The organism is Natribacillus halophilus (assembly GCF_900100185.1).
GTDB classification, from domain to species: domain Bacteria; phylum Bacillota; class Bacilli; order Bacillales; family Marinococcaceae; genus Natribacillus; species Natribacillus halophilus.
Genome location: NZ_FNEN01000003.1, coordinates 24,333 through 37,555 on the forward strand (window position 1 = coordinate 24,333; position 13,223 = coordinate 37,555).

A 13,223-nucleotide genomic window follows, 5' to 3' on the forward strand; every position below is an offset into this window, starting at 1 on the left:
CTCTCCTTTTTTAAATCGTTCTTTTGAAAACCCAAAGGTTTTGGACAAAAAAGGCTGCTTGTTTTCCACCGAGCTTGATGATTTCTTTTGCGTCTTTTCTATACTCTTCGTTTGCCTTAACCTTGTCATCTGATAAATAAAGTGCGTATAACCCTTTCTTTATCAATAGATGAAATTTCTCATCGGGTAATCCTTTCAATCTTTTTGTCGCTTCATGATCGATATATTTAAATCTCTCAAGCATATCTTTTTTATTTTCATAGTATGCAACAAAATTCATTTCATTCTCCCGGCGATCTTCTTCCTGATCGATAAAATAATCAAGCATAATATGCAAACCCTGGACCCACGGGAAATAGGTTTCTTTAATACGTTTGGACTCTTCTTTCGTTCTCGCGCCACTTGCCGCATAGGCCGCGAGGCAGTACAAAGCAAGGGTTGAAGCAACGGCACAGGAAAACTCGTACCAGCGCATGCCCGGGACCAGATCCTTGTTGTCGCTGTAGTACTTGAATAATAAATCTTCGCGACGGTCTTCGTCTACATGTTTATAAACCTGGAAATCTATATAGTATTGGGATACTTCTTTCATATCCTCTTTCATGGCAGAGAAACCCGGAAACTTAACAATGGCCTCTCGACAGCTCGTAACCATTTTTTCAAGGTATCCATCGTCTGCAAAGCCCGGTCTGTATTGGTAATAGTTGCCGAGCTGGCCCCTGGGTTCCAGGCTGTCCAGTAACGCCTGGTGGATGGAACGAAAATCATCAGGGTTGCGCGCATCGTTTTTATCACAAAGGGTGTCCAAATAATCACAGATGGATTGATAAGCGACCATAAATTTAATGTAAGCATCCTGGTTATCCCCGGCCAGCAAGGCTAATATGCTTCCGCCTTCACAATGGAATGTTTTATCGCTGACCGTCCATGTCGCCTGTTCACGGATTTCCTTATCTTTTATGTCCTCTCCTTCTCTTTTCCAGAATTCAAGTTGTTGACGTGCTTTTGGCAGCGTTTCCTTTTTTGCTCTTTGTATAATCTTTACTGGGTTTGCAGGTATAGATTTAGGCAATATTTACACGACCTTTTCTTTTTCTGCATTAACCTTAACATAGAGTGGATGGCATATTTCACGATGACTAATATATTCACACAAAGTTCACTGGCTAGTGCGAGTTGGCCCAAATTGGAATAATCGACACGGCTCAGGGCAGAGTAAGCAATAACGGGGTGAACTTTGTGAACTGGAAAAAATGGCTGCTACGGTCAGGCATCGTAGGAATAGTTGTTGCTGCCTTATCCATCGGTTTGTTATATAACTTTCAGGAGCGAATCATCTTTCAGCAGCCATCGATGAGTCACGCGGAAGCAGAAAAAGTAACCGATCGCTACGATCATGTGAAAGAAATAACTTTTCAGAGCGAGGGCGGCGAATGGTTACATGGCTGGTTGCTGGATCCGGAAAAAGGGGAGAGCGAGGCAAAGCGGCTGCTCATTTTTTATGGCGGCAACAACGGGGAGCTCTCCAGGGAAATTCGGAAGATGTCCAGGTATCTTCAAGACTGGTCGGTGCTGCTCGTAAATTATCGAGGGTACGGTATGAGTGAGGGCAGCCCCGGAGAAGAGGCATTGTATGCCGACGCGCTTATGATTTACGATGAGCTCCAGGATCAACTGGAAGGTGAAATCACGTCTACCTTTCTCATGGGCCGCAGCCTCGGGACCGCCGTAGCTACAAAAGTAGCCAGCGAGCGCCAGGTAGATGGTCTGGTTCTCATCTCCCCGTTTGATACGTTGACGGAGGTGGCTCGCCTTCATCTTCCGTTCTTGCCGGTTTCATGGATTTTGCGTCATCATTTTGACTCCCAGGCCCATATCGGTAACACTTCAGTGCCGCTTTTAGTGATCACAGGTGAAGATGACCAGATTGTCCCCGCGGAACGATCGCAGGCGTTGTTTGCCGACTATAAAGGGCCTAAGCAATACGAAATACTTACTGACAGAGACCACAAAAATCTTCATATGGATGATCGTTTCTGGCCTGCGATCCAACAATTTTTAGACTCGGAATAGGAAAAGCAGCAAAAACCTATCAAGGTTTATTTTCCCAGCACCCCTTTTATGACCAAGTTGGTCAAGTTCGGCACCATCTCAAACGAATAAGTCATTTCCACCCGCTCCAGTCGTTTATGGGCATCCATCCCATATGGGCCGATATTAATGACCGGCACGTTGATATCACGGATATCCTGATATTGCACATAATGCTTCGTGCCCCATCCGGGATTATTGTTCTCGATGGCTTCAATACCGGCATCATCGTCACTTAACGCGATAAAACTGGCATCCGAAATATACGGGAAAAAGTTCCGCACAGCAATCGGGCGCTCGTATAGGGGCTGAACAGATTTGACCGCAAAGTCAAGGGCATCGATAAGATGTCGCTCATCTTCCGTTTTTCCCGTTAATTCAATCCGCGGCGAGTATAGAGATGAATAGAAAAGAATGATGGCGGGACTTTTATCTTCCATCCATGCCCACGCTTCCTCGACGACGCGCGCAGCAAACATGCGTGTGTCCAATGAGTCATCATGCAATAATGACTGCTTAAAATCATCCATATGGCGAATAAATGGATCGCCATGTGCTTCAATCAGTAGTTCCTCCATTTCCTCATACAGAAAAACACGCGGTTGCCACGGTATTGTTTTGTAAGGCTGCCGGCTGATTTCGCAGAATGCCCGGTATTTTTCCGCAAATGTATCAAGCGCATTTGTAAAAGCGATATGCGCTTGCCCCTTCAGTTTTTCCAATACCTCTTTCGGCGACCAGGAATGGATGAAAAAATTGTAATAAACATAGGCGGATAATGCCGTTTGCACGGTATAGCTCGGTTTCAGGTCTGTCTGCTTTAATGATACCGGCGGGGTGGTTATCTCCCCCAAAGCTTCATTACAAAGCTCCGGATTATAGCTGATTTGCCTGGTCAGTTCCGCCGCGATAAAGTTGGGATCAAGTCCGTCAAACGCATCCCCGACATGCGTCTCGGCACCGGTTATCAAAAAGGATGGCAGGAGTTTACCGGCCGCTCCTTTATATATGTAACGTTTCTCATCTCCCTCGGATCGCGGTGAGACAAAATCACTGTTCACAGCAGCGACATAATCAAAATGATGTGTTTCTTTCCAGCTTTTCAACGTTTTGAGAGCGGAGAGAATCCCATGGGAGCCGTCCTCCTCATCACACTCGGCGACAAATACGAGGTTTCCTTCCAATTCTTCGGGATGCGCGGCGTAATATTTCAACAGATAGAGATGACTGGCGAGACCGCTTTTCATATCGAGGGCACCCCTGCCGAACAACCAGTCTCCGGATTGCAACTGCTCGCTCACGGAAGTCGGGATATCTTCTTTTTGCAAATGCTCCATCCATTCATCCGGCATAAATGCATAGTCGTGTAATTGATTAAAATCATCGACGCCGACCGTATCCATATGCCCCATCAGGATAACGGTCCGATGGCTCTCACACTTCGTCCCTTTCACAAAAGCCAGGACATTATACCGCTCCAACTCATCATTCGTCGTCTGCTCAATCGTCACTTGAGACGGATTGTCTGTAAAATAAGGAAAAGAAGAAAGCAACGTATACAACGAATGGGCCATCACCTTTTCCCCTTCTGTTTTAACAATACTTTGGATAGCGACGAGCTGCTTCGTCAAGGCAAGGACTTCTTCGCGACTATCCATCATTTCAGCTTGTGAGCGCATTTCGTGACCCCCTACTATTGATTCCATACGATTCTATTATATACACCTCACTCCGCAAGCATCCACCTCGGCACATTTTCCTCGTCCATGTCTTCGAAAAGTTTCTGCCATGCGTGCTCGATTTAAAAATGCGACACCTACCGCTCTTACTGCGTAGCGGGATATCAGTTTGAACACCGCCACCGTGGTTTCAGTCAATGCATGCGAATGAGCGTACAAGTGTACACGAATGGCATAGTTAAGCTCATCTGTGTTTGCAAACGGCGACAGCGCTTGCTATGTACAAAGATCGGCATTGCTAAAGATTGGATTCATGAAAAAAGCCCCGCCCCCTATTTTTTTTCTCGTTATAAATATCGAGCGTTTGAGAAAAAAGGGGGCGGGAACGAATATTTTTAAAGTATCCAGCCCAGGGGGCCATCCTCATTGATCAAATCCATGATCGCATAGACCGAGATGGGAAAATACGGTATGCCATATACATAGGGCATAAGTTCATATAAGTCAAAATAAATAACAAGGGTTTTGTCTGCTACATAAAACGGCTGCTCTGTAGTGATCCCTTCATACGGTCCCAGAATATGTTCGAACCAACCTCGTTCCTCCAATTGTGCCTGGATGATGGCATTCAGCCTCGGAATAAAATCCACACCTGGCGCAAATAACTCCGTAAGAGTGTACGCCCTTCCCGTTCGCGAATCAAACGTCAACGCCCGTTCTACCGTCATGCCGTGTGCGCCGCCGGCAAACGAATACACAGTATGAGTCAAACTCAATACATGCCGTTGATTGTTTTTCAGATCAAAGCCACCCGTTAGTTCTGAAACACCGTCGCCATATCCCTGATCATAAAGCAGCTGCTGCACCTGTTGCTGGATGGCGACATTCATACCAGCCTCTGCCTGCGGATTCGTCCAACCGGCCACCTCTGCATAATACATATCCACCCATGGTTGCAGGATATGCCAGGGCACAATCCCTACCGGTAAAGCCGAAACATTCACATTATCACTCTCCCTTAATGTATACATATGAGCCGGCAACGTAAAACAGACATACAGAGCTGTGATGCGAAATTGGTGGTTGTCATCTTGCATATTTATCATTGAAATATACAAGCGTATCAACTGAAACCCGCAACGCTTTGGCTAACAGGAAAATCGAATAGACCTCCGTTTCTCCCGGAAAGCCCCTTTCCTCAAAAGCTTGCAATGTTTCCAGATCCAGTTCTGCTAAATCGGCCAGTTCTTCGCGTGTCATTTTTAACGCCAACCGAAAATCCTTGATCATGAAAAAAGCCCCCCTTGAAGTATTCGTGTTGATTTTGCCGTTTCTGAGTTGTCTTATCATCTATTCTAAAGCTCAAAGTGACAACTACTGTCAGCGAACAACAATTCTTTCTTTACAGAGGGAAAAAATCGAATAAAGTTGAGCATATTAAATGTCCGATGGGTACTCCCCACCGGACACTTCTTTTGCAAAGTCAATTTTTCGTAAAAACAAAACAACCTCCCTGCTAATGTTTAGCAAGGAGGCTGCTATTGGGTTATTAATCCAAAACTGTTACTTCAACGTCTTGCCGACCGAAGTTCATTGCTTCGTCTTGAGTAGGAACATGAAGGTCGATTTTTTCGCCATTGATCGCTCCACCAGTATCGGCAGCAACGGCTTCACCATAGCCTTCAACATGAACGGTGGATCCGAGAGGAATAACATTAGGGTCAACGGCTACAACGTTTGCGTTGCGATCATTGTTAAGATCTTTGCCTGTGGCTGTTACCCCCGAGCACCCGTCACAATCTGCCGTGTAGGCTGTTGCTTCCATTGTAAAGCTATCGCCTTCCGCTTCGGAAGTAGAACCTTCGGAACCTGTGCCTTCTTCAGCTCCTGATTGTTCTTCAGTGCCTTGTTCTTCGGTTGCTGCTTCTTCTTCAGTTCCTTCTTCAGCCGTTTCGTTATTTCCATCGGAACTACCGGTAGATTCGCTGGCAACTATGTTATCAAGGGCTTCTTGCGTTGCAGGGCCTGCCACACCATAGAAGTTGCCGGCCGGAGAAGAAATCCCGTTATCCAGTTGAAAGTCCTGAACGGCACTTAACGTTCTTGGCCCAAAGGTATGCCCCGTTGAACCATTAAAATAACCCAGTTCCTTTAACGTGACCTGAAGCTCGTTGACATCGTCACTTACATCTCCACTCATCATTTGATATGATTCAGTGAAGGAAGCGTCTGCCGCGTTTGGCGCTGAAAGCATACCGACTGTACCTACTGCTGCTACTACGCTTAAGATATATTTTCTCATAAAAGATTCATTCACCCATCTGTATGATGAAGTAAATGGTCACCTCCGTAATTATTATTTGTTCCAAGTCTAGATTGTAGCTGCAGTCATTTAAGCTTTCAACAGCTTTAATCGTTTTGTTGTCAAGGTGTAATATCAGACTTGTGTCCCGGATGCCGGGAAATAAATAATAAATATATGGAAATGACTATCAAAAGCGTACAAACATGTTCTATGTCGATATAAAGATAGCGATAACTGTAATATTTTTGTAACTATTATAAAATGGGAATATGCTACTTCCTTAAATCTTTAAGGGTAGTATATCGGCGAATTTGGCCCCAATTCCCAACCGAAAAATACCCATACGAACAAGAGCAACGACCAGGCGATCATAAAGAAAATCGAGAACGGCAGCATCACGGAAATGAGCGTCCCGATGCCCATTTTGCGGTCATATTGCTGGGCAAAGGCAATAATGACGGCAAAATAGGTCATCAGCGGCGTGATGATATTCGTCGTCGAATCCGCCACGCGATAAGTAGCCTGGGTGATTTCCGGGGAGAAGCCGATCTGCATCATAATCGGCACGAAAACCGGTGCCAACATTGCCCATTTAGCAGAGGCACTACCGACGAACAGGTTGATGAAGGCCGTGACCAACAGGAAGCCGATGAGAACCGGGAAGCCACCCAGATCGAGATTATTCAGGAATTCACCGCCGTAAATGCCGAGAATCAAGCCTAAGTTGGTTTCGTCAAAGTAAGCGATAAATTGCCCGGCGGTAAAAGCAAGCACGATGAACATCGCCATGGAGGCCATTGTATCGGACATTTGCCTCACCACATCGGCATCGTTTCGCGTTTCTTTCGTAACAATGCCGTAGACGAGACCGGGGATGAAAAATAAAATAAGTAAAACGACGACGAGCGATTCCATAAACGGGGATTCTACGATCGCTTGCGGTTCTTCCCCGCGCATCGGCCCCCATTCCGGTACGACGAGTAAACTCATTAAGCCGGCTGCGATGAGCACAGACACGACCGCCCACATAATGCCTCTTTTCTCCGTGGCGGTGATCTGCTCAAGCTCTCCTCTAAATTCACCATCCCAGGCACCAAGCCGGGGTTCTACAATTTTTTCCGACACCCACGTGCCGACAATCGTCAATAAAAATGTCGAAACGATGATAAACCAATAGTTCATTGCGATGTTCATCGTTTCCGCGTATTCCGGATCAATCGTTGCCGCTGCGTCCCGCGTCAGTTCAGCAAGCATCGGATCCGTGGCCGACAGTAACAAATTGGCGCTAAAGCCGCCGGAAACCCCGGCAAAAGCGGTCGCCAAACCTGCGAGAGGATGACGGTTGAGCGCGGAATAAATCAGCGCCCCTAACGGTGGAAGCACGACATAACCCGCGTCGGAAGCGACGCTGGACATAATGGCCGCGAACACCAGCCCCGCTGTAATCAGACGATTGGGAATGGCAAGGACGAACCCGCGCAAACAGGCACTGATCAGCCCACTCTGTTCGCATACGCCGATCCCGAGCATCGTCGCCAGCACGACGCCGAGCGGAGCGAAGCCGATGAAATTATCGACCATACTCGTGAATATGTACTCGATCCCCTCGCCGGAAAGCAAATTCAAGACCTCCAGCGTCTCGCCCGGTTCCGCGGGATCTTCCACGCTTATATCAAAACTGGCGACAATCGCGGAAACAATGATGACGATAACCGCCAAAATCGCGAATAGTGTAACCGGATGGGGCAACCTGTTGCCTGTTTTTTCGATAAAATCAAGAAAGCGTTGGAAAAATCCTTTTTTTTCCGCCGTTTCTGCCATACGAATGACCTCCTGTTTTTGGTATTGTTACCAAAATAGGCCTTTCTATGTATGGCCGAATCGGGGTTTGGTTGATAAATCAAAGCATAAAAAAAGCTGACCTCAATTAATCGTTTGAAATCAGCAGATCTTCGTGCATTAATTAACGGTCGCCTTGAACCTATGGATTTCCATGTCGTGCTTGGCGACTTGACTGCGCAAATAGTCAATATCGATATTTTGGCTTCTTGATTCTTTTAACAGCTCTTTGTGCAGTTGCTGGGATTCTTCATGGCGCTGGCGGTTCAATTGCTGTTCTTCGGCGAATCCAGTTTCCAGCTTGTAATGCGATTCTATCTCTCTACCATTCATTATACTACGATGATCTTTCGTTACGTGACATCCTCCGCCAACCACGGCAACAGCCCTTCCTGATAGCCGGCTTTTTTCTTTTCCTGCAGGTCACGAACGACCGGCAAAAGCGCATCGCTGGTCACATTCAATAGTTTTGCCAGACGTTCCTCCTCCAGATCATTATCCGATCGGGATTGATGATACGACTGCACATCCATTCGCCACAAGCGCGCATGACGAGGGTAACGTGCGAGCAGTCTGTTAGCCATAACGACACCTTCGGGATCAATATCGCCGGCATAAAAAAGCGTGACACCGGCATCCACCAGCATGTCCATCAATTTTAACGCCGCCAGCTTAAATTGTCCGTGGGTGCAAATAAGCGGCGCGTCGGGAACGGCATCGAGAAGGCTCGAGTAGACACCGGAATTTTCCACGACCCAGACGCGATCCCCTCTTGCCGGATAAACAGCGTTCACCTGCTGCAATTCACGAAGAGGAACATTGAGCACCGAACGCGTTTCCACTGCTGCCTGCCAGAGAGGATGAACCGATTCCCCGACCTCTGCCAGCAGATTCGCAACCGTGACATCGTTGGTAATGTCATCCCGTAGTAAATAAAAAGATTCCAGAAGCGTTGTGGCCTCTTCACTGCCATGAATGGCAGATACCCCGCTCTTCACTTGCAGGGCGTGCATAAATAGCTTTCCCGTATCATGATGCAAATCAAGGGTGTGCGGATCGCCACTCACCTTCTGACTAAATACCGGCAACCGGATCGGTTCTACGGGTAGCGCCCGGATCGCTTCATGTAGAACCGGCACCAACGCTGGCAACCTTCCACTTTCAAGCAAGCGGTATATCCAATGGGTATCCGGACCGCGTTCGCGTAAATAATCGAACCAGAACGCGAGGGCCGGATACTGCTCTTGCCACTGGGCAAGCGTGCGCTCCTCGGATGCACGCTTTTGTTCGTGGCTTTCTTTTTTGGAGATGATTTTCTCACCGTAATACGCTTCCAGCAACTCACGAACGGCTATGCCCACAAAACGCGTATCGGCCAGTTTCTTTTCAAAGCGAAGGAGAGAGACTTTCTTTTTTTGCAAAAGAACTTCTTTCGTACTACCAAAAAAAGCGGCAATCTCCGCGAGTTCGTCGTCTTTGAAATCGGTAATATCGACAGACCCGCCGACGCGTCCGAGGGATTCCATTTTTTTGCGAAAAAGAGGAAAGAGCCGTCGAAAACCGCTCTTTCCGCGAAAATGGGTTAAGGCTTCCTCGATCATCTGTTACACCTCGACCGGCTCAGGCATTTGCATAGCAATTTTTTCTCCATTCCAGCGATAACGAACCGTCGTTACGAAATCGGCATTTTTCGCCCGCAGCAGTTCATAAATGGACAAAGACGGCACAGTATCATAGTCACCCCAGAGCACCTGCGAGTTCATAATGTAATCGAACCCGAGCTGTTCAACGACTTCAAACATTTCCCGGATATTGTTCTCATCCACACCGGCAAAGGCCTCGTCCAGCGAAATGATGTAAGGCGCTTGCGCGGACGCTTCCTGGTAACGGGAATAACAAGCTGTTAACAGGGGAATGTACATCGCCAATGCTTTTTCGCCGCCGCTAAATTTATAAAATTGGTTATCGGAGAGTTCCCGAACCGGTTCGTTCGTGCGTTGAAAATAAATTTTAAACGAGAACCACTTTCGGTAATCCAGTACTTCTTTAAGGACTTGCAAAAGGGTTTCTCCATCCCCTTCGTCCTGAATCTGTTGTTTCGCACGAGTGATTTTCGAACGGAAATGATTGGTAATACGTTCCAAATCTTCATCTTTGAGCAGCGCTGCATCTTGTTTTAAATAATGAACAAGGTCCCTTGTGTCCATCTCATCCTCTGATTCCGCCGTTCGCGGCTTCCACTTGATCGAAAAAGTAAGGCCGGAGGAGATATCGCGGCTGCCCATGATTTTGTTCATTTCCTGCGTCCATGTCTCTGCGCGGCGAATGCGGCTGCGCAGCTTCATGCCGACAGACTTGAATAGGATCTCTTCGTATAGTTCTTTATCCGCTTCATTTAACACATCTTGCTGACGTTCCTGTTCTTCTTTTACAAATGCTTCCACGGTATACGGGCTCACGAACTGCCCGCGCATATATAATTCAATCATGCGCCGTTCCGATTTTCTCTTCCACGTCGCGAGCAACGTCTGCTCCTGCTCCGCATGGTAAGCCGCCAATGCTTCGGGAAGGTCTTCGGCTACCGTGTAATCCTTCATGCGATATTCCATTAGATCCGTTTGTTGCTCATGAAACTGGTTGGTTAATTGTCGTTCAAACGTAGCGGCATTTTGGTCTTTCACGAGCGTGCCATACTGTTTCATCGTCTCCGACACAAGCTCGTCGAGAGATTGCGGGCCATCCTGGCCAAAAACAAACCCGCGTTTCCATTCCTTTTCAACAGTCGACTGCCACAGATCCCGCAACTGTGTCGTGAACGCGATGTCTCGTTCTTTGTCCCGGATCTCTTTATCGCCATTTTCCGCATGTACGCGCTTGGCGGGCACGTCTTGCTTTTTCTCATCGAGCCTCGCGCGCACTTCCCGCAAACGCGTTTGCACTTGTTGGATTTCCGCGCGTAAATCCTTAACACCTGCGGATGCGAGCTGCGTCTCCAGTTGTTCAATATTCAGGCGAATGGCCCTGAGCTCTGCGTCTTCGTGATTGTACTCCCCTTTTAACTCATCGACGTCTGCCTGCAATTCTTCAAGTCGCTCATTCAGCTCCAACAGTCGCTCGCCCGATCTTTGTTTACGGTCATGCAAGCGCTGGAGCGTGAGGAGACCCTGGGTGTAGGTCGTCATGTCTTCTTTGGCACGGCGGTAGATGTTCCAATCCGCTTGCAGATTTATATCCCTTGTCTTCTCTTCGACTTCCTGCTTTTTCACCCGTAATTCCCGGTCCAGTCTTTTCGATGTCTCCACTAACCGCTCGACGCGCTGATTCATTTGACTGAGGTTCGCTCTCGTCGTCTCGAGTTGGCGCCAAATGTCCCGCATGTCATTGTCTTCCGGAAACCTTTGCAAGTTTGCTTCCAACGCTTCGATACGCTCTTGCGAAGCCATCTTCTTTTGCTCCACGCGTTCGCGTTCCACTTCGACATTCGCGATTTCCTGCTTGAGTTGCTCGATTTGTTCTTCACGATACCTTGCACGAGCCGTACGGCCCACATAACGAACGCTATCAAGGGGGCGTGCGTGTCCTTTCAACAACCCGAGCCGGTAACTGCCATCCAGGTCAAACACAGCTCCTTCTCCCCCTTCGTTGCCGACGACGATGCTTCGCAAAGCATCATCCACCGTTTCCGCACGCAACGAGCTTTCGGCAGGCAGCTCCGGACGAAGGTAATCGGCAAGGGTCGGCATCATCCATTGCGGCTGCGGCACGAGTACACGGTCATGGATCAGTGATAGATCGTTCGTCTCTGTCACCAATGCGTCCAACAAACCGGCGTCAATGAGCGCGGATTCAATCCGAATCCGTGTATCTTCCGGAACATCGTCCAAAAATTCAACGGAAGCATACAGAGACTCAAAAGCAATGCCTTTCTCCTTCAGTTGCCGGCGAGCTTCGATTGTCGCCTCCTGCGTGTCCGGCTCGGGATCCTTCTTCGTTTTCCAGTCGTTTAACGCGTCTTCAAGCTGGGCTTTTTGTTTATCCAGCTCCCCAAGCTCCACTTGACGCTCGGCGACGAGCGTTTTTTGTTCGCTTGTCAATTGCTCGGTTAACGCGCGAAAAGGGGTACGTACATCCTCGTAATTGCTGTTGTCGTATAAGTGATAAATCATGCGCGTTGACTGCTGAAATGCAGCTTCTCCGCCCGCTTCCAGAATTTCGGAGGCCTCGAGCCAGGCGCGGATCGCTTCCACCGTTGCAGCTCTTCCAATGAGTATTCGGCGAAAGTTGCATCTTCCTGCAAATGGGCGTGAATCTCTTCGGCAAACAAAAATTGCCGCATCCGCTCGTGCTGTATATAACAATAACGCAAAATTACGCGATAACTCGAAGCCTTCTCGGCAGCCAGATATGTCGCTTCTTTTACTCGTTTTTTGACACTGTCCTGCATGGTGGAGGGCCTCCTCCTGCCTTTTCCTGTGACTTGATTGTAACATGTTTAGGAGATTAATAGAAAAAAATCGGAGGATGTCGAAGGTACAGGGCTGAAGTGCTATATTTTAGGGAGGTGCTCCATTGCCACACCCCCTAATCAAATAGTGGTTTAAGAGACCCCTTCCAACTTTGCAGCTTGGGCTAAATGACGGTGCAAACTTTTAGGCATCCGGAGATGAAGATGGTCGCTGAAATTTTCATCCTCTATTGGTTCTGGAATGGGCTCACCCTCATCCAACATGTCTTCAATAAACCCTTCTCTATTTCCCTACTGCTGCTTTTTACTTTTCGGATCCTTCGCCGACAGCTTCGCGTACATATCTTCGCCGTACTCGGTTTGCAAATCCCTGGTCGATCGCTCCTGCTGCTCCTCATCCTCGGGCGGAGCGGAAGTGGATTGATTCTCCTCATCTGCGGACGGTTGATTAAAAAACTGTCGCCTCATATACATATGATAGAAAATTTCCGCTGCCGTGAGCACGATCGCGGTAAAAAATGAGGCAAAGCCTAACGCCATCGGCGCCTCAATGAACCAGGCACCAAGGAGCCACACCCCCGCCCAGGCGATGAAAAAGTCAGCGATCGCGGCGGTTACATCTTTAATTCCCGGCAGGATGAAAACATCGCCCAAAAAGGAAATGACCGTCAAGACAACACTTATGGCTAAAACGTTCGCAAATTCGACCCCGAAAAATCCACCTAGAACGATCCAAATGATGCCAAGCATCATGATAAATTTTATCCCTATTCCTGCAAGATACTTCATGGCGTCCTCCTTCTTTGCTGATATAGCGCTTATTTTTTCCTCATTTTTTGTCTTT

Annotated in this window: 13 protein-coding genes; 1 reads left to right on the forward strand and 12 read right to left on the reverse strand. The window is 47.8% G+C overall.

Translation table 11 applies throughout. The features are described 5' to 3' along the window. Window positions 1–10 precede the first annotated feature (10 nt). Window positions 11–1,072 (reverse strand): tetraprenyl-beta-curcumene synthase family protein, encoded by a 1,062-nt coding sequence (locus BLS58_RS04500; RefSeq protein ID WP_090396449.1) that lies wholly within the window; start codon window positions 1,070–1,072, stop codon window positions 11–13. A 167-nt stretch (window positions 1,073–1,239) separates the two neighbouring features. Between BLS58_RS04500 and BLS58_RS04505 the strand changes: the two genes are divergently transcribed. Further along, entirely contained in the window at window positions 1,240–2,073 is an 834-nt protein-coding gene (locus tag BLS58_RS04505) for an alpha/beta hydrolase (protein ID WP_090396451.1), read from the forward strand. Window positions 2,074–2,099: 26 nt separating this feature from the next. On the opposite strand, the gene BLS58_RS04510 is transcribed toward BLS58_RS04505, so the two are convergent. The 11 genes from BLS58_RS04510 to BLS58_RS04560 form a co-directional block, all read right to left on the reverse strand. Beyond that, window positions 2,100–3,752, reverse strand: a complete 1,653-nt coding sequence (locus tag BLS58_RS04510; RefSeq protein WP_090397034.1) for a M20/M25/M40 family metallo-hydrolase — start codon at window positions 3,750–3,752, stop codon at window positions 2,100–2,102. Between the two features lie 413 nt (window positions 3,753–4,165). Beyond that, a complete protein-coding gene (locus BLS58_RS04515) occupies window positions 4,166–4,774 on the reverse strand; it encodes a DUF3298 and DUF4163 domain-containing protein (protein WP_090396453.1) in 609 nt (202 codons plus the stop codon). Window positions 4,775–4,856: 82 nt separating this feature from the next. Then, window positions 4,857–5,060, reverse strand: a complete 204-nt coding sequence (locus tag BLS58_RS04520) for a helix-turn-helix domain-containing protein (RefSeq protein ID WP_090396455.1) — start codon at window positions 5,058–5,060, stop codon at window positions 4,857–4,859. A gap of 259 nt (window positions 5,061–5,319) precedes the next feature. Further along, the gene (locus tag BLS58_RS04525; protein WP_143018866.1) at window positions 5,320–6,072 is read right to left on the reverse strand and encodes a 3D domain-containing protein; all 753 of its coding nucleotides are present in this window, start codon (window positions 6,070–6,072) and stop codon (window positions 5,320–5,322) included. A gap of 291 nt (window positions 6,073–6,363) precedes the next feature. Next, window positions 6,364–7,896, reverse strand: coding sequence for an AbgT family transporter (locus tag BLS58_RS04530; RefSeq protein ID WP_090396459.1), 1,533 nt, complete (start codon window positions 7,894–7,896; stop codon window positions 6,364–6,366). A gap of 138 nt (window positions 7,897–8,034) precedes the next feature. Beyond that, window positions 8,035–8,247, reverse strand: coding sequence for a hypothetical protein (locus tag BLS58_RS04535; RefSeq protein WP_090396461.1), 213 nt, complete (start codon window positions 8,245–8,247; stop codon window positions 8,035–8,037). 20 nt (window positions 8,248–8,267) lie between these two features. Next, complete coding sequence (locus BLS58_RS04540; protein ID WP_090396463.1) at window positions 8,268–9,515, reverse strand: TIGR02679 family protein; 1,248 nt, start codon at window positions 9,513–9,515, stop codon at window positions 8,268–8,270. A gap of 3 nt (window positions 9,516–9,518) precedes the next feature. Further along, window positions 9,519–12,161, reverse strand: coding sequence for a TIGR02680 family protein (locus tag BLS58_RS04545; RefSeq protein WP_176764608.1), 2,643 nt, complete (start codon window positions 12,159–12,161; stop codon window positions 9,519–9,521). Continuing rightward, a complete protein-coding gene (locus BLS58_RS04550; protein ID WP_090396467.1) occupies window positions 12,077–12,358 on the reverse strand; it encodes a DUF2397 family protein in 282 nt (93 codons plus the stop codon). The genes BLS58_RS04545 and BLS58_RS04550 overlap by 85 nt, the downstream gene beginning before the upstream one ends. A gap of 153 nt (window positions 12,359–12,511) precedes the next feature. After that, window positions 12,512–12,643: a toxin-antitoxin system HicB family antitoxin gene (locus BLS58_RS04555; RefSeq protein WP_090396469.1), complete on the reverse strand. Its 132-nt coding sequence runs from the start codon at window positions 12,641–12,643 to the stop codon at window positions 12,512–12,514. A 27-nt stretch (window positions 12,644–12,670) separates the two neighbouring features. Next, window positions 12,671–13,168 (reverse strand): YndM family protein, encoded by a 498-nt coding sequence (locus BLS58_RS04560; protein WP_176764609.1) that lies wholly within the window; start codon window positions 13,166–13,168, stop codon window positions 12,671–12,673. Window positions 13,169–13,223 lie beyond the last annotated feature (55 nt).